A 21,227-nucleotide genomic window follows, 5' to 3' on the forward strand; every position below is an offset into this window, starting at 1 on the left:
CGTTAGCGCCAGACGGACATTTCCCAGAGCATAAGCTGGAGTTGTGGATCCTATGCTCATCGGTGTCATCGCGGGCCTCATCGGCCTGTCGTTCGGCACCTTTGGCGTGCTTGCGTTCAGGGTCAGCGAAAAGCAGCGGCAGCTGGTGGATATCGACGGCGATGAACTCGCCTTGCCTGCGGGCGCGGCCGAGGTGCTTGCCGTCGTCGGGCGGGCCTTTGTAGTGGTGGACGCGGTGGATGGCGTGGTCCGGGCCAGTCCCGCAGCCTATGCCTACGGCCTGGTTCGCGGCCATACCGTCGTACACAAGCAATTGCTGGACATGACCGCCGGGGTTCGCCGCGACGGGGTGATCCTGGAAAACCAACTGGAGCTTCCGCGCGGTCCGCTGGGCCATGGAACCATCATTGTGCAGGTCCGCGCAGCCATGCTTGGGGAGGAATACATCCTGCTGCTGGCAGACGACCGGACCGAGATCACCCGGACTGAGGAAATCCGTAACGACTTCGTGGCCAACGTGTCCCACGAGCTCAAAACCCCGGTGGGTGCCATTTCCCTGCTGGCCGAGGCACTGGAGTCCTCCGCCGACGACGAAGACGCCGTGCGCAGGTTCGCCAAGCGCATGCACAAGGAGTCTGGCCGGTTGGCGGCCTTGGTCCAGGACATCATCGAGCTCTCGCGGCTCCAGGGCGCAAGCGTGTCCCGCCGTGGCACGCCGGTGGACATCAACACCGTGATTACCGAAGCAGTGGACCGCTCGCAGCTTCCTGCCGAAAGCAAGAACATCCGCATAGTGGTGGGTGAACGGGTGGAAGCGATGGTGTTCGGTGACCGGGACCTGCTGGTCACCGCGCTGCGAAACCTGATCGACAACGCCATCCGCTACTCCCCGGAGAATACGCGCGTAGGCGTTGGCGTCCGCGCCAAGGAAGGCCTCATTGCCGTGTCTGTCACTGACCAAGGCGAAGGACTCACAACCGAAGACCAGGAGCGGGTGTTTGAGCGTTTCTACCGGGTGGACGCGGCACGGTCGCGCCATACCGGCGGGACCGGACTGGGCCTAAGCATCGTCAAGCACGTTGCCTCCAACCATGGCGGCGAGGTGACCCTGTGGTCCCAGCCCGGCCAGGGCTCCACCTTCACGCTCCGGCTCCCTGAAATGGAAACCCAAGAAGAACCAGCGGCTTCAGGCCTGAGTGAACCAGGCAACGAGCCCGGCAACGAACTAGGCTTCAACGAACCCGGCGTCAACGAACAAGGAGCTAGCGCTTGAGCAGGATTTTGATTGTTGAGGACGAAGAGTCGTTCAGCGACCCGTTGTCCTATTTGCTGGGCAAGGAGGGGTTCGAGGTGGAGGTCGTGGACAACGGCCTGGACGCCATTACCGAATTCGACCGCACGGGGGCCGACCTGGTCCTGCTCGATTTGCAGCTCCCGGGCCTATCAGGGACAGAGGTCTGCCGCCAGCTGAGGCAGCGGTCCAGCGTCCCGGTGATCATGCTGACGGCCAAGGACGCCGAGATCGACAAGGTGGTGGGCCTGGAGCTGGGCGCCGACGACTATGTCACCAAACCGTATTCGTCACGCGAGCTCGTGGCGCGGGTGCGGGCTGTGCTCCGCCGGCAGGGTGAGCCTGAGGAACTCGTCTCTTCCACAGTCCAGGCCGGGCCTGTCCGGATGGACATCGAGCGGCATGTCGTCAGCGTGGCCGGGGAGCAGGTCTTGCTGCCGCTGAAGGAATTCGAGCTGCTGGAGATGCTGCTGCGCAATTCCGGGCGGGTGCTGACGCGTGGCCAGTTGATCGACCGTGTCTGGGGCTCGGATTATGTGGGCGACACCAAGACCCTGGACGTGCACGTCAAACGGCTGCGTAGCAAAATCGAGCCTGATCCGTCAGCGCCCCGGTTCCTGGTGACGGTACGCGGCCTGGGCTACAAGTTCGAGCCGTAGGCGGTCCGGCCTTGGGCGCTTCGTCGCAGGCACCAAGGTAGCAGGCAGTAAAGGAGGGGCTCCCATACTGGTCGTATGGGAGCCCCTCCTTTGCGGTTGGAAGCCTGGGTTGCGGGAACGCCTAGTGCTTTGCGGCCGCGGTAGAAGAGGACGGAGTCGGCGACGCGGTACCGCCGGCAGACGAGGACGTCGACGATGACGGGGTACCCGTGGGCGAGGCACTCTCGGGGAGGTACTCCTTGTACTCCTTCAGCGTGGCGTCCAGGACGGGAACCTTGATGGTCTTGTCCACGTTGGTGCCGTCTTCGGCGACCTTGACGTCCACGAGGGACCCGGGAGCGCCGCCGCTCGTGCTGAGGATTGCTTCGTCAGTGGAGTCGTTGAGCAGGGTGTGGGAGTTGGCTTTCACCGATACCTCGGTTTGTGAACCCTCGGCGCCCTTGACCGTGAGCTTGACGTCCTTCGAGGACGAGTTGTACACGGCGCCCAGGAGGCGGCCGGGCTTGTCTTCCCCTGCGGAGATGATCATCATGTTCCGGAGCTCGAGGGGGCCAAGGTCCGCGCGGATGCCGTCCGATGCGCTGTACTGCTGGGTGGTCTGCTGGGGGGTGATGTAGCCGCAGCCCGTCATGGTCAGCAGGCCGAGGCCCAAGGCTGCTGCCGTCAGCGCCAGTTTGCCGCGCTGGGCCCGGTTCATCGCAATGAAACGCACGTCACGTACTCCTCGAGAGTCTTGAAACATTATTCAGCCCATAGCCTAGCCGCAAACCTGTCTGAACGAGGATTCCGGGCGGTCACAAAGCCCTTGGCAGGACCCATCCGATGCACTATTATCTGCATCCGTCAAGGGGTCCAAGGGGGTTGATTCTCCCCGTTTTCCGCGTATTCATGCGGTTCCAGGCCCCTTTCCGGGCCAGTCGTATGCCTGAATCGTGATAAACTGGTCTGCGGGAAAGGGGAATGTCCACATGGTATTTGAGGTCGGCGAGACAGTAGTTTACCCTCACCACGGTGCTGCAAAAATTGAAGAAATCAAGATGCGCACTGTCAAGGGCGAAGAGAAAATGTATCTCAAGCTCAAGGTGGCTCAGGGTGATCTGACCATTGAAGTTCCAGCAGAGAACGTTGACCTTGTTGGGGTCCGTGACGTAGTGGGCAAGGAAGGCTTGGAGCATGTTTTTGACGTGCTGCGGGCTGAGTTCACTGAAGAGCCCACCAACTGGTCACGCAGGTACAAGGCAAATCTGGAGAAGCTTGCTTCCGGTGACGTCATCAAGGTAGCAGAGGTCGTCCGCGACCTTTGGCGCCGTGATCACGATCGGGGCCTTTCCGCAGGTGAGAAGCGAATGCTGGCCAAGGCCCGGCAGATTCTGATTTCAGAACTGGCGCTGGCTGAAAAGACCGACGAAGAGAAGGCTGCAAGCGTTCTCGACGAGGTCCTGGCTTCCTAAGAATTGAGCCCCCGGAGGCGCGCAAGCGCCGCCGGGGCTTCTTTTTGCCCAATTTCAGGAAATGCAAGGTCGGTCATGTGGAGTGCCGCGGCGGCCGGGACGTAGGCTGGACCGCATGCACAATGGACTGCCCAGCCCCGTCACCGCCGTCGTTTTGGTGGCCGCAGGTTCCGGCGAGCGGCTGGGGTACGGCATGCCCAAGGCGGCCGTGCCGCTCGGCGGCGAACCCATCCTTCTTCACTCCCTCCGCGGGATTGTTGCCGCAGGTGTCGGAAGCCAGATCTGTATCGCACTTCCCTCGGGTCATGATGGGCTCCGGCAACTGGTGGACGATTTCAGGCTCGAACTGGCCGATGCCGGGCCGATTCTGACAGTTGTCGACGGCGGAGCCACCAGGGCTGATTCGGTCCGGTCGGCACTGGCCGCCTTGGAAGAGGGAACAGAAGCTGTACTGGTGCATGATGCGGCCCGCGCCCTGACGCCTGAGTACGTCTTCGAGCGCGTGGTCGATTCCCTGGCGGCCGGTGCCCTCGCCGTGATCCCGGCCGTGCCCGTGGTGGACACGGTCAAGACCGTTGCCGCAACCACAGGGGAGGGCAGCAACCTCGCCCCTGAACTGGTGACAGGCACCGCACACCGTGAAAGTCTGCGCTCGGTGCAGACTCCGCAGGGTTTCCACCTCCCAACACTTCTGCGGGCTCATCAGGCAGCACAGGATTTGGACGAAAAAGAGTTCGCCGCTGTCACTGACGATGCCATGCTCGTGGAGATGCTTGGCATTCCGGTCTATGCAGTCCGAGGTTCCACGCAATCGTTGAAAATCACTACTCCGCTGGATCTGATCATTGCCGAGGGGCTGTTGGAAGGCCCACTCGGAGTGCGTTGGGTGGAAGGCTAGGAATGGGTACCGGCAATATGATCCTCCCGAGGACCGGCATCGGAATCGACATCCACGCCTTCGCTCCTGATGAGGAGCCGCGGCCGCTTTGGCTAGGTGGGCTGCACTGGGACGGTGAGCGTGGCCTGGCCGGGCACTCCGACGGGGATCCCGTAGCCCATGCCGCGGCTGACGCCCTGTTCTCCGCCGCGGGAATCGGGGACCTTGGCACCCACTTCGGCACTGACCGCCCGGAGTTCGCCGGCGCCTCCGGCGTCACGCTCCTGGCCGAGGCCGCAAGGATTGTTCGGGCTGCCGGTTTCGAGATCGGTAATGTCGCCGTGCAGTTCGTGGCCAACAGGCCAAAGTTCAGCCCGCGCAGGCAAGAGTCACAGGATGTCCTGAGCAAGGCAGCCGGTGCGCCCGTCAGCGTCACGGCCACCACCAGCGACGGATTGGGGTTCGCTGGCCGGAGCGAGGGAATTTCGGCAGTAGCCACTGCTTTGGTCTATCCCAGTCAACCCGCTGGTATCGGCTAATCTGGAGCGGTGACCCTGCGCTTTTACGACACAGCATCCGCCGAAGTCCGTGACTTCGTCCCCCTCGTAGCGGGCAAGGCGAGCGTGTACTACTGTGGCGCCACCGTGCAGGGCATGCCGCACGTCGGCCACATCCGCTCCGCTATTGCCTTTGACCAGCTCACCCGCTGGCTTCGGTTCAGTGGGTACCGCGTTACCGTCGTCCGCAACATTACGGACATTGACGACAAGATCCTGGCCAAGTCAGCCGAGTCATTCGCCGCGGATTTCAGGTCAGAGCCAGGAGCGGTCCGTGAAGAAGAGTGGTGGGCTCTTGCCTATCGCTATGAGCAGGAATTTCTTAAGGCCTACGACACCCTCGGTGTTTCCAGGCCCACCTACGAGCCCCGCGCCACTGGCCACATCCCCGAGATGCATGCCCTCATCCAGCGGCTGATCGACAGAGGTCATGCCTACCCGGCCCTGGACGACTCCGGCGACGTGTACTTCGACGTGCGCTCCTGGAACAAATACGGCTCCCTCACCCGGCAGAACATCGACGACATGCAAGGTGCTCTGGACGTCGAACCGCAATTCAGCAACAGGAAAAAAGACCCCCGCGACTTCGCTTTGTGGAAGGGTTACAAGGAAGGGGAGCCGCTCAGCGCCAGTTGGGCTTCCCCTTGGGGAGCTGGAAGGCCAGGATGGCACCTGGAGTGCTCCGCCATGGTGACCAAGTACCTTGGCACTGAGTTTGATATCCATGGCGGCGGCCTTGACCTGCGCTTCCCGCACCACGAGAACGAAATGGCGCAGTCCCAGGCGGCGGGCCACGGCTTCGCCAACTTCTGGATGCACAACGGCATGGTGACCTACCAGGGCGAAAAGATGTCCAAGTCCATTGGCAACACCGTCAGCCCTGCCGAAATGCTGGAGCTCGCTCCGCCGCGCGTGGTCCGCTACTACCTGGGCCAGGCCCACTACCGTTCCGTGCTGGACTACAGGCCGACTTCGCTGCAGGAGGCGGCTGCAGCCGTTGAACGGATCGACGGATTCCTGAACAAGGCCAGGGAACGGTTCGGCGCCGGCTTCGGTTTCGTGGCAGGGAGCTTTGGCGCATCCAGGGAGACTATGGACGCGTTCACGGCCGCCATGAACGACGACCTGAATGTTCCGCGGGCCCTCGCTGCCCTCCACGACACCGTCCGCACCGGAAACAGCGCGCTTGCCGCTGGTGACGACGACGCAGCACGGGATGCAAGGCACGCGGTCATTCTCATGACCCATGCCCTGGGGCTTAATGCTGCCAACCAGCCGGCAGCGGAGGGCGGAAAGGAACAGGCGGCACTCGAAGTTCTGGTGGAAGCCCAGCTGCGGGCCCGCGCCGAAGCCCGGGCCCGAAAGGACTGGGCTGCCTCCGATGCCATCAGGGACACACTCAAGGCTGCCGGCGTCGTCGTCGAGGACGGACCGGACGGCCCCACCTGGAGCCTGCAGCGGGACTGAATCCCGATTTAACTTGATTCAGTAGACTGGTAAGCAGACTCAGTCAAACAATCAAGGGTGGAACACAATGGCCAACAACGGTCGCCGGTCGGTCAAAGCGAAGAAGGGGCCAACCATCGGAACCGGTGGTCACGGCCGCAAGGCCCTGGAAGGCAAAGGCCCCACGCCCAAGGCGGAGGACCGCCCTTACCACAAGGCCCACAAGAGCAAGCAGCTGGCCGAACGGTCCGCTGCCAAGCGGGGAACGGGCGCCCGCAGCGCCGGTGCAGCCCGCTCCGGACCCAAGGGCCGCGCCACGGAGGAAGTTGTCACTGGCCGGAACTCCGTGGTCGAGGCGCTGCGTGCCGGCATCCCCGCGAAGGCCCTGCACATCGCCATCCGGATCGAAATGGATGACCGCGTCAAGGAGTCACTCAAGATCGCGGCCGAGCGCGGCATTCCGCTGCTCGAGACCGGGAAGCCCGAGCTGGACCGGATGACTGATGACGCAGTACACCAGGGACTCGTCCTGCAGATCCCGCCCTACGAGTACCAGGACGCCTACGACCTGGCCGAGGAAACCGTCGCCCGCTGGAAGAAGGGCCACGTCGCCAACGCCCCGCTCTTCGTTGCCCTGGACGGCATCACCGACCCCCGCAACCTCGGCGCCATCATCCGCTCCGTCTCCGCGTTCAGCGGCCACGGTGTCATCGTGCCCGAACGCCGCTCCGTCGGCGTCACGGCGTCAGCCTGGAAGACCAGCGCGGGTGCGGCTGTGCGTGTCCCGGTGGCGCGCGCCGCCAACCTCAACAGTGCCCTGAAGCAGTTCAAGAACATGGGCATCTTTGTGCTGGGGCTCGACGGCGACGGCGACGTTTCGCTGCCGGACCTGGCCCTCGCCACCGAACCGGTGTGCATCGTGGTCGGGTCGGAGGGTAAGGGCCTGAGCCGCCTGGTCCGCGAAAACTGCGACCAGATCGTCTCAATCCCGATCGACTCCGCCATGGAATCGCTGAACGCCTCGATGGCAGTGGGCATCTCCCTCTACGAAGTCTCCAGGCAACGCGCCAAATAGGCCCAACGCTCTCGCATTTCCTGCTGCTTAAACAGCGACGCTCTCTCACCCGGTGAGAGAGCGTCGCTGTTTAAGCGGTGAAAAGTGAGAGAGCGTTGAGGCGGGTCTAGAAGTCGCGGCGGTTGGCCAGGACTGGAAGCTTTTGGCGGGCTTCCATGACCAGGGCCCTGTCCAGGTCCGCGAACAGCAGCCCGGGGAAGCCGTCGAGCTCGTCCAGCACTTCTCCGAAGGGGGAGACGACGGCAGAGTGGCCCACCCCGGTGGGGGCCCCACCTGAAGCCTGGTTGCCCTGGATGGCGGGGTCACCCTGCCCGCAGGCCAGGACGTAAGTGGTGGAATCCAGGGCGCGGGCGCGGGAAAGCAGTTGCCAGTGCTCCACTTTGCCCGGTCCCGATCCCCAGGAAGCGCAGACGATGTTGACCATCGCGCCGAGCTGCGCGTTAGCGGTGAACAGGGCCGGGAAGCGGATGTCGTAACAGGTTGCAAGGCCGAAGGTGAGGCCGCCGGCGTCGAACGTTACCGGCTCTGTCCCCGGATCAACGGTGTCCGATTCGAGGAAGCCGAACGCGTCGAAGAGGTGGACCTTGTCGTAGTTGGTTTCCACGCCGGGTCCGGTCGCGAGGAGGGTGTTGCGCACCTTCCGCCTGCCGTCGTCGGAAAGCGTGCCCGGAGTGAACATGCCGGCCACGATTGTCAGGTCCAGGGATTCAGCAACGCCCCGCACACGCTGGGCCCACGGTCCGTCCAATGGTTCGGCGATGTCCGTCAGAGAGTTTCCGAACGCCCGCATGGTGGCCTCCGGAAACACCACCAAATCCGCGCCGCCCGCCTTCGCCTTGTGCGCGTACTCATCCAGCAGGGACAGGTTTGCGACAACGTCCCGGCCGGTGATGATCTGGGCAAGCGCAACCCGCATAACTACTCCTCCATCTGACGTGTACCTCCAGTATGCAACGTGGTGGCGGGCGGCGATGCGACGTCACAGTCAAGGGAACCAGCGGTTTGGCTCGGGCGGCTAAGATTTAGGTGATGGTTATGCCGCTCTTTGACACAGCTTCCACCATGGATGCCTCCACGGCGCTTCCACTAGGTGTCAGCGTTCCGCGCCCGCGCTCCGGCAGCGAAAACCCTTCTCAGTCGCCGGCCAACGTCGCCGTCTACGCCCCCGGGGTGACGAGTCTGGAGATCGCGTACAAGGCTCCCGGCGGCGAATGGCACTGCCAGGCGCTTCCCAATGTGACCCGCGGCGTGCATCACGGGCTCGTCGACGATTTTCCCTATGGGTCGCGATACGGTTTCCGGGCCACTTCCAAGGCGGAATCGCTGCCGCTGTCCGTGCCCACGCTGGACCTCGACGACGAGGGCGGCCAGCCACTGCTGCTCGACCCTTATGGCCGTGCCGTGGACCAGCGGGAGGGATTCCTGACGAGCGTCCGATTGGCCAGCGAATTTGACTGGGGGGCGGACCAGCGGCTGCGGCTGCCCTGGCGGAACACCATTATCTATGAGGCCCACGTGCGCGGCCAGAGCATGCTGCATCCGGACGTGCCTGAGGAATTGCAGGGCACCTATGCCGGCATGGCTCACCCGGCGGTCGTAGAGCACCTCAGGAGCCTGGGCATCACGTCCGTCCAGCTGCTCCCCGTCCATTTCCATCTGGACGAACCGCACCTGCAGAATCTCGGCCTGACCAACTACTGGGGTTACAACACCGCAGCTTTTTTTGCTCCCCATCCTGGCTATGCCACCCGCGCTGCTCAGGAAGCAGGCCCGCAGGCTATCCAGGATGAGTTCAAGGGGATGATCAAGCAGCTCCACGAGGCCGGGTTGGAGGTCATCCTGGATGTTGTCTACAACCACACCGCGGAGGGCGGCCCTGATGGTCCGGCGCTGAGCTTCCGCGGACTTGGCGAGGACACGTATTACCGCACGGATGGCAACGGCAGATATATGGACACGACAGGTTGCGGCAACAGCCTGAATTTCGGGGAACCCCGCGTGGTTCAGCTGGTCCTGGATTCGCTACGGTACTGGGTAGACGAATTCCACATCGACGGGTTCCGCTTTGACCTCGCCGTGACGCTTTGCCGGAACGCGGCAAACGAGTTCGATCCGCGGCATCCGTTCCTCGTGGCCATTGCCGCGGATCCTGTCCTGTCCGACGTGAAGCTCATTGCCGAACCGTGGGACGTGGGCTACGGCGGCTGGCAGACGGGGCGGTTCCCCGTTGGGTGGGTGGACTGGAACGATCATTTCCGGGACGCCGTCAGGTCATTCTGGGTCTCCGACAGCGCGGCTATCGATGCTGGCGGCCAGGGCGGGCCGGTGGCGAAACTGGCGGACGCGCTCTCCGGCTCGGCCGGGTTGTTCGAAGGATCCGGCCGCTCCCGGCTGGCCTCAGTCAACCTCGTCACCGCTCATGACGGTTTTACGCTGAATGACCTGGTTTCGTATGACCGCAAGCACAACGAGGCCAACGGCGAACAGAACCGGGACGGCCACGGGGACAACCGTAGCTACAACCACGGTTTTGAAGGCCGGACCGAGGACGAGGACATCCTGGCGCGGAGGGCCCAGTCCCGGCGGAACCTGATGGCCACGCTGATGATTTCCCTGGGCGTGCCCATGATCACGGCGGGCGACGAACTGGCACGCACCCAGCAGGGAAACAACAATGCATACTGCCAGGACAACCCGCTCACGTGGCTGGACTGGACGCGGACGCCCGAGTCGCATGAGATGCTGCGCAGCACCAAGCGCTACATCCGGCTGCGCAAGGAGTTCCTGGCCAGCCAGCCCTATGACTTTCCGGCCAGCGACGGGCAGTCGTATCTTCACTGGTTCGACGCGTCGGGCCAACCCATGTCCATGGAGCGGTGGAACGATCCCCGCCACCGGGTCATGCAACACCTGCTTGGATCAGACGACGGACCCCTGACGGGGCTGCTGGTGGTGAACGGCACCGGCGCGGACGTCAACGTCACCATGCCGCAGTTCGGCGACGATGGAACCGCGCCACCCAGGACGTTCGAACTCAGACTGACCACGTCGCCGCAGCACGAGCTCCGCCAAGGCAGCCGGGTGGCATCCGGGGAAACGGATGTCGTCGAGGCCTACTCGATGAACATCTACCGCACCTAGCGGCGCGAACTGGCGGGTAATGACCCCAGTTCCGCTCTGGATGGTCATCAGCTGCCAGTTCGCGCTGGTGCTAGGCGTTGACGATGAGCCCGAGCTCGGCCTTGGAGGCCAGCGCCTCGTGCCGAGGCAGGACACGCACGGTGTAGCCGAATGAACCGGAGCGGTCGATCACCAGAGAGCCGGTGAAGAGATGGCGCCCGCTGCCCAGGTCTTCCTGCGCTTTCAGCTCCATGATGGTGATGTCCGCCAAGGTATCGCTTTCTTCGGCGCGGCCATAGGCAACCTCAACGGCAACGTCATCGGGCGACAGCGTGTGCAGCGCCACGTACGCGTTCACCTGGAGGGTGTCGCCAATCTGGGGATCTTCGGAAACACCAACTGAGTCCACATGTTCCACGTGCAGCAGCGGCCAGGCGGAACGCACCTGGGCAGTCCAGGCTGCAAGGGTTCGGGCTTGGGCATAAGAGTCCGCCACTGCCCTGCGGCCCGCTTCCGCCGCCGGGCGGTAAAGGATGTTTACATAGTCGTGCAGCATTCGCTCCGCAGAAACCGCCGGGCCCAAGTGCGAAAGCGTGTGTTTGATCATGGAGACCCAGTGCGTCGGGACCTTCTCCATTCCAGAGAGGGACGGACCAGCGGCCCCTGCGTCTTCGGACACTGTAATGCCATAAAAGCGCGGTGCTACCTGTGTTTCCAGGAGTTCATAGAGCGCCGCCGCTTCGATGTCGTCACGCTCCTCGGGGGAAGCGCCGTTGTTGGCGGTGGGGATCGCCCAGCCGTTCTCGCCGTCGTACATCTCATCCCACCAGCCGTCCAGGACGGAAAGGTTCAGGGAACCGTTGATGGCAGCCTTCATCCCGGAGGTGCCGCAGGCTTCCAGCGGACGGAGGGGGTTGTTGAGCCAGACGTCACAACCCGGGAAGAGCGTCCGGGCCATCGCGATGTCGTAGTTGGGCAGGAATGCGATCCGGTGGCGGACCTCGGGGTCGTCGGTGAAGCGCACCAGGTCCTGGATCATCTTCTTGCCTGCATCGTCGGCGGGGTGTGACTTCCCCGCGATCACGAGCTGGATGGGGTGTTCCTTGTGCAGGAGGAGTGCCTTCAGACGCTTGGGTTCCCGCAGCATCAGGGTGAGGCGCTTGTAGGTTGGGACACGGCGGGCGAACCCGATGGTGAGCACGTCGGGATCGAGCACGTTGTCCGTCCAGCCGAGTTCGGCGTCGGCGGCGCCCCGCTTCTTCCAGGCGGCTCGGAGGCGGCGGCGCACGTCCTCCACCAGCGCGGCGCGCATTTCGCGGCGGAGGGCCCAGACGTCGGCGTCGCTGACGTTGTAGGCGAGGTCCCAGCGCCCCATAGCTTCGGCTTCAACGCCAAACTGTTCCCTGGCCAGCTTGGAAATACGCCCATCCACCCAGGTGGGCACGTGCACGCCGTTGGTCACGGACGTGATGGGCACCTCGGAGTGGTCAAAGCCCGGCCACAGCGCCGAGAACATGCCACGGGAAACCTCGCCATGAAGCTTTGCGACGCCGTTGGCCCGCTGAGCCAGCCGGAGGCCCATCACCGCCATGTTGAAGACCGACGGGTTCCCGTCCGCGTAGTTTTCCCTGCCCAGTTCCAGGATCCTGTCCACCGGCACCGCAGGTGCGAGCCCGGCCTGGAAGAAGTGCTGGATCTGGGAAACCTCAAACCGGTCGATGCCTGCCGGTACCGGAGTGTGGGTGGTGAACACCGTGGAGGCCCTGCCTGCAGCCAACGCCTCGTCAAAGCTGAGGGCTTCCTCACCTGCCATGAGTTCCTGGATGCGTTCAACGCCCAGGAAGCCCGCGTGGCCCTCGTTAGTGTGGTAGACCTCCGGCGCGTCTGTTCCGGTGAGCTCCTGGTAGAGGCGCAGCGCCTTCACTCCACCCATCCCGAGGAGGAGCTCCTGCTGCAGCCGGTGGTCGCCGCCGCCGCCGTAAAGACGGTCGGTGACCCCGCGTGCGGCGTCGTCGTTGCCCGGAACATTGGAGTCAAGGAGCAGCAGGGGAACGCGTCCGACGTCGGCACGCCAGATGTGTGCCAGCAGCCAGCGCCCGTTGGGCAGCGGCAGCGAAACCTGGAGGGGACGGCCGTTGCCGTCCGCAGACGGTTCGCGGAGCAGGGTCAGCGGGAGACCGTCCGGATCCAGCACCGGATAGGTCTCCTGCTGCCAGGCATCCCGGGAGAGCGATTGCTTGAAGTAGCCGGCCTGGTACAGCAGACCGACGCCGATGAGCGGCACGCCCAGGTCCGAGGCGGACTTCAGGTGGTCACCGGCCAGGATGCCCAGGCCGCCCGAGTACTGCGGGAGCACTTCGGTGATGCCGAACTCCGGTGAGAAATAGGCAATGGAACTCGGGGCGCCGTCGCCCAGGCCCTGGTACCAGCGCGGTTCCTCGAGGTACCGGTCAAGGTCATTCTCGGCGGCCCTGATCCGTTCGACCACCGACTGGTTGACTGCCAGGCTCTGGAACTCTTCACGGCTGACCAACCCTAGGAAGCTGACGGGATCCTGCCCGCTTTCCTCCCAGATTCGGGGGTTCAATCCCGCGAACAATTCACGTGTTGGCCGGTGCCAGGACCAACGGAGATTGGTCGCCAACCGGGCCAACGGCCTGATCGGCTCGGGGAGAACAGTTCGTACGGTAAACCTGCGGATTGCCTTCACCTGCGCCACACTAACTGACAACATGGGCCGCAGGAACTGCTTTGGCCTTCTTTTAGGTAAATGACCTATATCGCGCAGGAAAGTCGAATCGCGCTGGAGAAAAGTTAGCAGGCTTAGCAATCTCGTTGATTTCTCGCTAACGTCGAGCATGTGACGACTAACTTGGGAACCAGTGCCGCATCCATGCAAAAGCCGAAGGGCAGGATCTTTGACGGTCTGAGGTTTGGCCGTTTTCCCATCACGGCCGTGCAACCTGTGGTGGAGGGCGGAAAGTACCCGGCCAAGGCCCTGCCTGGCGAGGGAATCGTGGTGGGCGCCACCGCATTCCGCGAAGGACACGATCAGCTGGGCGTGACTGCAGTCCTCCTTGATCCGACGGGCAAGGAGCGCCAGCGCGTCCGTCTGGCCCCGCCCAGGGGGGAACGCGGGATGGGAACGGACCGCTGGGAAGGCGTCCTCACGCCGTCGGGCACCGGGAACTGGTCATTCCTCATCGAGGCATGGCACGACAGGTACGGAACGTGGCACCACAATGCCGAGGTCAAGGTGGGGGCAGGGATCGACGTCGAGCTGATGCTCGCAGAGGGCGCGGCCCTGCTGGGCGAAGCGTCCGACGACGGGTCCCGCAGCGAGGCGGACAGGGCAACGTTGCGCTGGGTCGCCGACAGGCTGGCGGACGGATCCCTCAGCCCTGAAGAGCGGCTCGCCGCCGGGTTCAGCGACGGGGTGGCGGCCATCGTGGGGCGCGAGCCCATCCGCGAACTGGTAACAGTCTCGGAGCAGTTTCCGCTGCTGGTTGAGCGCGACCTCGCCGGGCGGGGCGCCTGGTACGAGTTCTTCCCCCGCTCCGAAGGTGCCGTGCGGGACTCCGCTTCCGGTGTCTGGACTTCGGGTAATTTCCGCACGGCGGCCAAACGCCTTGACGCGGTGTCAGCCATGGGCTTTGACGTGATCTACTTGCCTCCCATCCACCCCATCGGCGTCCAGCACCGCAAGGGTCCCAACAACACCCTGATTGCCGGCCCCAACGATCCCGGCTCGCCTTGGGCAATCGGCGCCAAGGAGGGCGGCCACGACTCCATTCACCCGGATCTTGGCACCTTCGAGGATTTCGATGCCTTTGTGGCCCGGGCCAACGAACTAGGACTTGAGGTGGCGCTTGACCTGGCGCTTCAGGCCGCGCCGGACCACCCATGGGTGGAGTCCCACCCGGAATGGTTTACCACCCGCGTGGACGGCAGCATCGCGTATGCGGAAAACCCGCCAAAGAAATATCAGGATATTTATCCGCTCAATTTCGACAATGACCCGGAGGGGCTCTCCGAGGAAATCTTGAGGGTTGTCCTTCTGTGGGTCAGCCACGGGGTGAAGATTTTCCGGGTGGATAATCCGCACACCAAGCCGGTGTGGTTCTGGGAATGGCTCATCGGTCAGGTGAACACACGAGTCCCGGGCGTGGTGTTCCTCGCGGAGGCGTTCACCCGTCCGGCCATGATGCACGCGCTGGGCAGGGCCGGGTTCCAGCAGTCATACACCTACTTCACGTGGCGGAACACGAAGAAGGAACTGGAGGCGTACTTCACCGAGGTGAGCCACGATTCGCCGGCCTACTTCCGGCCCAACTTCTTCGTCAACACCCCGGATATCCTCACCGAATACCTGCAGTACGGCGGGCCGCCCGCGTTCAAGATCCGCGCTGCCCTGGCAGCAACAGCCAGCCCGCTTTGGGGTGTCTACGCAGGCTACGAACTCTACGAGCACGTGGCCCGGCCGGGCGCGGAAGAGTACATCGACAACGAAAAGTTCGAGTACAAAACCCGTGACTGGGACGCCGCAGCGGAATCCGGCCGTACCCTGGCGCCGTACCTGACCCGGCTCAACGCCATCAGGCATGCCCACCCGGCACTGCAGGACCTGCAGAACCTGACGGTGCACCAGAGCACGGATGAGGCCACCATCGTCTACTCCAAGCACAAGACCCTGGCGGACGGCAGCAAGGACACGATCATCGTCGTGGTCAACGTCGATCCGCACGGTACCAGGGAGAGCACCGTGTCGCTTGACCTGGCCGCACTGGAACTCGACCCGGAGGACCTGTCGCCCAACGGCGGGTTCCGCGTTGACGACCTGATTTCCGGTGAGACCTGGGAATGGGGCGAATACAACTACGTCCGCTTGGACGCGCACGTCGAACCCGCACACATCCTGAGCGTGAGGAGATCGCATCCGTGAGTTTTAACCCCCAGGGCTCCGGCCAGCATTTCACCCCAAAGAGCACGTTTGAGCTGAACGCACCGGGCCTTCAACACGATCCGTTCTGGTATCGGAAGGCAGTGTTTTACGAGGTGCTCGTGAGGGCCTTCGCGGACGCGAACGGTGACGGTTCCGGCGACTTCTCGGGTCTGATTGACCGGCTCGACTACCTGCAGTGGCTGGGGGTGGACTGCCTGTGGCTGCCGCCGTTCTTCCAGTCGCCACTGCGTGACGGCGGCTATGACATCTCGGACTACAACTCGGTGCTGGACGAATTCGGCACCATCAGCGACTTCAAGCGCCTTGTTGCGGAATCCCACGCGCGCGGCGTCCGGGTCATCATCGACCTCCCGCTGAACCACACGTCGGACCAGCACCCGTGGTTCCAGGAATCGCGCAAAGACCCAGACGGCCCCTTCGGCGACTTCTACGTGTGGAGCGACACGGACGAAAAATACCAGGATGCCCGCATCATTTTCGTGGACACGGAGGAATCCAACTGGACCTTCGATCCCATCCGCCGGCAGTTCTTCTGGCACCGGTTCTTCAGCCACCAGCCCGACCTGAACTTCGAGAACCCCAAGGTCATCGACGCGCTCTTTGACGTCGTCAGGTTCTGGCTGGACCAGGGCATCGACGGCTTCCGGGCGGACGCCATCCCTTACCTTTTCGAGGAGGAGGGCACCAACTGCGAAAACCTTCCCGCCACACATGACTTCCTCCGCAAACTGCGGACCATGGTAGACGAGAGCTACCCCGGACGTGTCATCATTGCCGAGGCAAACCAGCCACCCAATGAGGTAGTGGAGTACTTCGGGACGGAAGAAGAGCCCGAGTGCCACATGGCATTCCACTTCCCCATCATGCCGCGCCTCTATTACGCGCTGCGCGACCAAAAGGCCGCTCCCATCATCGAAACCATGCACGACACACCGGAGATTCCGGAAGGGGCGCAGTGGGGGACCTTCCTGCGCAACCACGACGAACTGACGCTCGAAATGGTTACAGCGGACGAACGCGCCGCCATGCTGGGCTGGTACGCCCCGGATCCCCGGATGCGTGCCAACATCGGTATCCGACGCCGGCTGGCACCCCTCCTGGATAACTCCCGGGCGGAAATCGAACTCATCAACGCCCTGCTGCTGTCGCTGCCGGGCAGCCCATTCCTGTACTACGGGGATGAGATCGGCATGGGGGACAACATCTGGCTCGAAGATCGTGATGCCGTGCGCACCCCCATGCAGTGGAACCCGGACCGGAACGCCGGGTTCTCCAACGCCGATCCCGGCAAGCTGTACCTTCCGGTTATCCAGTCGCTTGTGTACAACTACAGCATGGCTAACGTGGAGGCGGAGGCAGCGCATTCGGGTTCCCTGCTTCGCTGGACCCGGCAGATCCTCAGCGTCCGCAAGAACCACCCGGCATTCGGTCTGGGCGCCTTTAAGCATGTGGAGGCCGATCACGACTCCATCGTTGCGTACCTCCGCGAACTTTCCGACGACAATACGGCTGGGGCGGACGGCGAATCCATCCTGTGCGCATTCAACCTTTCGCAGCATCCGGTGGCGGCAAGGCTTCGAATCCCGCAGTATGCAGGGCGCGGGCTGCGCGACGTGTTCGGCGGCCAGCCGTTCCCTGGCATCAGCGAGGACGGCACGCTGACACTGACCCTCGGGAGCCATGACTTCTTCTGGCTGCGGATCCGCTCTGCGGCCTCCAACCCGGCTTCCCCTTTTACCCAGGCGATGCCCATCCTGTCCATCGAGAACTGACAATGAGAATTGACATGAGCCAACCCGTCCTCAGCCCCACACTGAGCGAACTCCTCCAGGAGTGGCTGCCGCGTCAGCGCTGGTTCCCGGTGAAGTCGGCCGATTTTGCGCTGCAACAGGTAGGCAGCCTGGCTCTCGAGGATCGCGCCGGGCATGCCCACCTTGAGGTCTTCCTGCTGGCGGCGACGTCCCGCACGGTGGACGGCGGACAACGCACCGACGTCGTTCAGGTTCCGCTCAGCTACCGGGCGGCGCCACTTACCGGAATGGAACGTGCCCTGGTCGGGCATGTCAACGGCACTGGATCCGGGCCGGAATGGATCTACGACGCCGTCCACGATCCAGCCTTCGTCTCCGCATGGCTTGAGCTAATCCGCAACGGGGCCGCCACCGCTGCGGGTAGCGCCACAGGCTACCGGGCCCCGTCGAATTACCGGTTGCCCACCGCGCACGGCGTGGTCAAGGTCCTCTCCGGTGAGCAGTCCAACAGTTCGGTCATAGTCGACGACGGCGAGTCCGCAGCGATAGTGAAATTCTTCCGGGTCCTCTCGGAAGGGAAGAATCCGGAAGTGGAGGTGGGCGCCGCCCTGAGCGCGGCCGGGACTGCAGAGGTCCCGGCCACCCTGGGTTGGGTCAGCGGAGAATGGGAGCTGCCGGGAGATTCCCGCCAGGTTCAGGGGGAGCTGGCCGTCGCCCACGAGTTCCTCGCCGGGGGCCGGGACGCCTGGCGCCTGGCAGTGGATGCGGCAAGGACCGGGACCGATTTCACCGCCGAAGCGCACGCCCTCGGTGCAGCTACGGCCACCGTCCATCGTCGGCTCGCGGAGGCTCTTGGCCAGTCCGAAGAGACCGTCCCTGGCCGGGCCATCGCTCCCGGGGTAGCCCAGCGGGTCCGGCAGGCGTGGACGGAGGCAGGCGCCGCCGTCGGGCCTTACGCCGCGGCCCTGGACGCGTTGCTGGCCGAACTCGACGGCGTAGCCGCAGGACCGCTGCAGCGGATCCATGGCGACCTCCATCTTGGGCAAATCCTGCAGGTTCCGGGCCATGGCGGGGAGGCGGAGCGCTGGGCCATCCTGGATTTCGAAGGGGAACCCCTTCGGCCTATCCTCGAACGTAACCTCCCCGACGTCCCGCTCCGCGATGTGGTGGGGATGCTGCGTTCCTTCGACTATGCCGCGGGTGCTGCCGAACGCGAGTATCAGGGGGCGCGCGTTCCGGAGTCGTGGGTGGACGACTGTGCCGACGCGTTCCTGGCAGGCTACTCGAGCGTCACAGCGGGGACCATCGACCGCCGCTCGCCGCTCTTTGTGGCATTGTGGCTGGACAAAGCTCTCTACGAAGTTGTTTATGAATTGCGGAACAGACCGGACTGGCTGGCCATTCCAGTGAACGCGGCCAGGCAGGTCCTCAGCGGTAAAAGCACCGGCGATCAGGCCGGGGCGGCATCGGAAGGTAACAAAATGACAGGCTCAGCACGTACAGATCGGCCCCACGTGCCGCTTCACGTGGACGCGGACACCCTTGCCCGGGTGGCGAACGGCGAGCACCACGCGCCGCACTCCGTTCTTGGCGCCCACTTGGATGACCACGGCCACGTCACCATCCGGACGGTCAAGCACCTTGCGTCGTCCGTATCCGTGGTGACTGCCGCCGACTCGGTGCCCATGACCCATGAGGCCGACGGTGTGTGGGCAGCGGTGCTTGATCCGCTGCAGCCGGGCCACGTTCCCGATTACCGGCTGGAGGTCACCTACCCGGGGGTCGAACCTCTGACCGTTGACGAGCCCTACCGCTACCTGCCCACGGTGGGCGAAGTGGACCTGCACCTCATCGGTGAGGGCCGGCACGAGAAACTGTGGGAAGTATTGGGAGCCCACGTCCAGCACTACAAGTCCTCACTCGGCGACGTCGACGGGGTGTCCTTCGCTGTCTGGGCGCCCAATGCCCAGGCTGTACGCGTCAAGGGCGACTTCAACGCCTGGGACGGCCGCGAACATTCCCTTCGTTCACTGGGCTCTTCGGGAGTGTGGGAAGTCTTCCTGCCGGGTGTTTTAGCAGGGGCGTGCTACAAATTCGAGATTAGGACCAAGGAGGGCTACTGGGTGGAAAAGGCCGATCCCATGGCCTTCGGCACCGAGGTCCCGCCGCTGACGGCTTCCAAAGTGGTGGAGCCTTCTTATTCCTTCAAGGATTCCGAGTGGATGGAGGCCCGCGCCCAGCGGGACCCGCACAATTCGCCCATGAGTGTGTACGAAGTCCACCTGGGCTCGTGGCGGCTTGGACTCAGCTACCGCGAGCTCGCCAAGGAACTGGTGGAGTACGTCAAATGGCTGGGGTTCACCCACGTTGAGTTCATGCCAGTGGCCGAGCACCCCTTCGGCGGATCATGGGGTTACCAGGTGACGTCCTACTTCGCTCCCACGTCGCGCTTCGGTCACCCGGACGAATTCCGCTTCCTTGTGGACGCGCTTCACCAGGCCGGAATCGGGGTGCTCCTTGACTGGGTGCCTGCGCACTTCCCGAAGGACGCCTGGGCACTGGCGCAGTTCGACGGCCAGCCGCTGTACGAGCACGCCGATCCCAACCTGGGTGAGCACCCGGACTGGGGCACGCTGATTTTCGACTTCGGCCGGACGGAGGTGCGGAATTTCCTCGTGGCCAACGCGCTCTACTGGCTCGATGAATTCCACATCGACGGGCTGCGTGTGGATGCCGTGGCGTCAATGCTGTACCTGGACTACTCCCGGGAAGACGGGCAGTGGCAGCCCAACCGCTTCGGCGGACGCGAAAACCTCGAGGCCATCTCCTTCCTCCAGGAAGTCAACGCCACGGTATATAAGACCCACCCCGGCGCTGTGATGATCGCCGAGGAGTCCACGGCCTTCCCTGGTGTTACAGCACCCACCAGCCATGGTGGTCTGGGCTTCGGCCTCAAGTGGAACATGGGTTGGATGCATGACTCCCTCAAGTACGCCTCAGAGGATCCCGTCAACCGCAAGTGGCACCATGGCACTTTGACGTTCTCGCTGGTCTACGCTTTCACCGAGAACTTCCTGTTGCCCATCAGCCACGACGAGGTAGTGCACGGCAAGGGCTCGATGCTCCGCAAGATGCCCGGCGACCGTTGGCAGCAGCTCGCCAACCTGCGCACCTTCCTGGCGTACCAGTGGGCGCATCCCGGCAAGCAGCTGATCTTCATGGGTACCGAGTTCGGGCAGGAAGCGGAGTGGTCCGAACAGCACGGCCTCGATTGGTGGCTGGCGGATATTCCCGCCCACCGTGGAATGCAGCTGCTCACCAAGGACCTGAACGAGGTGTACAGCTCGACGCCGGCCCTGTATTCGCGGGACAACGAACCCGGCGGCTTCCAGTGGATCAACGGCGGCGACGCCGACCGGAACGTCCTGACGTTTGTCCGCTGGGATACCAAGGGTAATCCCCTGGTCTGCGCGGTGAACTTCTCGGGAGGGCCGCATGTTGGTTATGAGCTGGGCGTGCCGTCAGCCGGCGCCTGGACCGAGGTACTCAACACGGACGCAGCTGCCTACGGCGGGTCGGGTGTCCTGAACTCAGGGCAACTCACGGCCAGCCCCGAAGGGCTTCATGGCCAGCCCGCCACGCTCACGGTCACGCTGCCGCCGTTGGGTGCGGCGTACTTCAAGCCCAGCCCCTCCGCCGCAAGCTGACCAGGGGCGCTTGGAACGGGCGCTGAGTTGGCGCCGAAGAAGCCCGGATTCCTTGAGATTCCGGGCTTCTTTGCTTTCTCATCCTGTTTCGTTCGGGAGCCTTTCCGAAGCCTGACGGGCGTCTGACGGGGGCCCGACTAGGGCCCTTCAGGAGGCTCTGAGAGCCTCTGCCGTGGGTGGTTGGCCATCACAGCTCAGTGGTGGTAGAGTTTATTTCCGCGCTGCTCCCCGGAGTCAGTCGGTGAAAATGACCCAGATGCCCATGGCAAAACGGAGTCGGGAACGCCGATTTGACTAGGGTGAAGCAAGCGGGTAAGTTTGAAAAGTTGC

General features: G+C 63.7%; 14 protein-coding genes. 11 read left to right on the plus strand and 3 right to left on the minus strand.

Annotated elements, in window-relative coordinates; all coding sequences use genetic code 11:
• Positions 1-52 precede the first annotated feature (52 nt).
• On the plus strand, positions 53-1,273 hold the full coding sequence (locus J7E83_RS14220; protein WP_251043887.1) for a cell wall metabolism sensor histidine kinase WalK: 1,221 nt from the start codon (positions 53-55) through the stop codon (positions 1,271-1,273).
• Positions 1,270-1,950 (plus strand): response regulator transcription factor, encoded by a 681-nt coding sequence (locus J7E83_RS14225; protein WP_214963178.1) that lies wholly within the window; start codon positions 1,270-1,272, stop codon positions 1,948-1,950. The genes J7E83_RS14220 and J7E83_RS14225 overlap by 4 nt, the downstream gene beginning before the upstream one ends.
• A gap of 121 nt (positions 1,951-2,071) precedes the next feature.
• On the opposite strand, the gene J7E83_RS14230 is transcribed toward J7E83_RS14225, so the two are convergent.
• Positions 2,072-2,647, minus strand: coding sequence for a hypothetical protein (locus J7E83_RS14230; RefSeq protein ID WP_214963206.1), 576 nt, complete (start codon positions 2,645-2,647; stop codon positions 2,072-2,074).
• A gap of 271 nt (positions 2,648-2,918) precedes the next feature.
• Between J7E83_RS14230 and J7E83_RS14235 the strand changes: the two genes are divergently transcribed.
• The 5 genes from J7E83_RS14235 to rlmB all read left to right on the plus strand — a co-directional run bounded on the left by J7E83_RS14235 (position 2,919) and on the right by rlmB (position 7,356).
• The gene (locus J7E83_RS14235) at positions 2,919-3,401 is read left to right on the plus strand and encodes a CarD family transcriptional regulator (RefSeq protein WP_026266570.1); all 483 of its coding nucleotides are present in this window, start codon (positions 2,919-2,921) and stop codon (positions 3,399-3,401) included.
• 115 nt (positions 3,402-3,516) lie between these two features.
• Complete coding sequence (gene ispD, locus J7E83_RS14240) at positions 3,517-4,299, plus strand: 2-C-methyl-D-erythritol 4-phosphate cytidylyltransferase (RefSeq protein ID WP_214963180.1); 783 nt, start codon at positions 3,517-3,519, stop codon at positions 4,297-4,299.
• Positions 4,300-4,301: 2 nt separating this feature from the next.
• A complete protein-coding gene (gene ispF, locus J7E83_RS14245; protein ID WP_251043874.1) occupies positions 4,302-4,817 on the plus strand; it encodes a 2-C-methyl-D-erythritol 2,4-cyclodiphosphate synthase in 516 nt (171 codons plus the stop codon).
• 9 nt (positions 4,818-4,826) lie between these two features.
• Complete coding sequence (gene cysS, locus J7E83_RS14250; protein WP_214963182.1) at positions 4,827-6,302, plus strand: cysteine--tRNA ligase; 1,476 nt, start codon at positions 4,827-4,829, stop codon at positions 6,300-6,302.
• 67 nt (positions 6,303-6,369) lie between these two features.
• Positions 6,370-7,356, plus strand: a complete 987-nt coding sequence (rlmB, locus tag J7E83_RS14255; RefSeq protein WP_214963183.1) for a 23S rRNA (guanosine(2251)-2'-O)-methyltransferase RlmB — start codon at positions 6,370-6,372, stop codon at positions 7,354-7,356.
• 106 nt (positions 7,357-7,462) lie between these two features.
• Here rlmB and J7E83_RS14260 read toward each other — a convergent pair whose 3' ends face one another.
• A complete protein-coding gene (locus J7E83_RS14260) occupies positions 7,463-8,272 on the minus strand; it encodes a carbon-nitrogen hydrolase family protein (protein ID WP_214963186.1) in 810 nt (269 codons plus the stop codon).
• A gap of 113 nt (positions 8,273-8,385) precedes the next feature.
• Here J7E83_RS14260 and glgX point away from each other — a divergent pair, with 113 nt between their 5' ends.
• A complete protein-coding gene (gene glgX / locus J7E83_RS14265) occupies positions 8,386-10,497 on the plus strand; it encodes a glycogen debranching protein GlgX (protein ID WP_214963188.1) in 2,112 nt (703 codons plus the stop codon).
• 70 nt (positions 10,498-10,567) lie between these two features.
• Here the strand turns inward: glgX and glgP are convergent, their stop codons facing one another.
• Positions 10,568-13,186 (minus strand): alpha-glucan family phosphorylase, encoded by a 2,619-nt coding sequence (glgP, locus tag J7E83_RS14270; RefSeq protein WP_214963190.1) that lies wholly within the window; start codon positions 13,184-13,186, stop codon positions 10,568-10,570.
• 183 nt (positions 13,187-13,369) lie between these two features.
• On the opposite strand from glgP, the gene J7E83_RS14275 reads away from it, so the two are divergent.
• The 3 genes from J7E83_RS14275 to J7E83_RS14285 are packed head-to-tail and all read left to right on the plus strand — an operon-like array spanning position 13,370 to position 20,897.
• A complete protein-coding gene (locus tag J7E83_RS14275; protein ID WP_214963218.1) occupies positions 13,370-15,418 on the plus strand; it encodes an alpha-1,4-glucan--maltose-1-phosphate maltosyltransferase in 2,049 nt (682 codons plus the stop codon).
• Positions 15,415-17,211, plus strand: coding sequence for a maltose alpha-D-glucosyltransferase (treS, locus tag J7E83_RS14280; protein WP_214963198.1), 1,797 nt, complete (start codon positions 15,415-15,417; stop codon positions 17,209-17,211). Before J7E83_RS14275 ends, treS begins: the two co-directional genes overlap by 4 nt.
• A 14-nt stretch (positions 17,212-17,225) precedes the next feature.
• Positions 17,226-20,897, plus strand: coding sequence for a 1,4-alpha-glucan branching enzyme (locus J7E83_RS14285; RefSeq protein WP_214963200.1), 3,672 nt, complete (start codon positions 17,226-17,228; stop codon positions 20,895-20,897).
• Positions 20,898-21,227: the final 330 nt, after the last annotated feature.

Source organism: Arthrobacter sp. ISL-48 (assembly GCF_018613805.1).
GTDB lineage: Bacteria > Actinomycetota > Actinomycetes > Actinomycetales > Micrococcaceae > Arthrobacter.

Bases quoted from the DNA above. Each gene is read 5' to 3' on its own strand.
- J7E83_RS14220 (WP_251043887.1), top strand. From the start codon at position 53: ATGCTCATCGGTGTCATCGCGGGCCTCATCGGCCTGTCGTTCGGCACC.
- J7E83_RS14230 (WP_214963206.1), bottom strand. From the start codon at position 2,647: ATGAACCGGGCCCAGCGCGGCAAACTGGCGCTGACGGCAGCAGCCTTG.
- J7E83_RS14235 (WP_026266570.1), top strand. From the start codon at position 2,919: ATGGTATTTGAGGTCGGCGAGACAGTAGTTTACCCTCACCACGGTGCT.
- ispD (WP_214963180.1), top strand. From the start codon at position 3,517: ATGCACAATGGACTGCCCAGCCCCGTCACCGCCGTCGTTTTGGTGGCC.
- ispF (WP_251043874.1), top strand. From the start codon at position 4,302: ATGGGTACCGGCAATATGATCCTCCCGAGGACCGGCATCGGAATCGAC.
- rlmB (WP_214963183.1), top strand. From the start codon at position 6,370: ATGGCCAACAACGGTCGCCGGTCGGTCAAAGCGAAGAAGGGGCCAACC.
- J7E83_RS14260 (WP_214963186.1), bottom strand. From the start codon at position 8,272: ATGCGGGTTGCGCTTGCCCAGATCATCACCGGCCGGGACGTTGTCGCA.
- glgX (WP_214963188.1), top strand. From the start codon at position 8,386: ATGGTTATGCCGCTCTTTGACACAGCTTCCACCATGGATGCCTCCACG.
- J7E83_RS14275 (WP_214963218.1), top strand. From the start codon at position 13,370: ATGCAAAAGCCGAAGGGCAGGATCTTTGACGGTCTGAGGTTTGGCCGT.
- J7E83_RS14285 (WP_214963200.1), top strand. From the start codon at position 17,226: ATGAGCCAACCCGTCCTCAGCCCCACACTGAGCGAACTCCTCCAGGAG.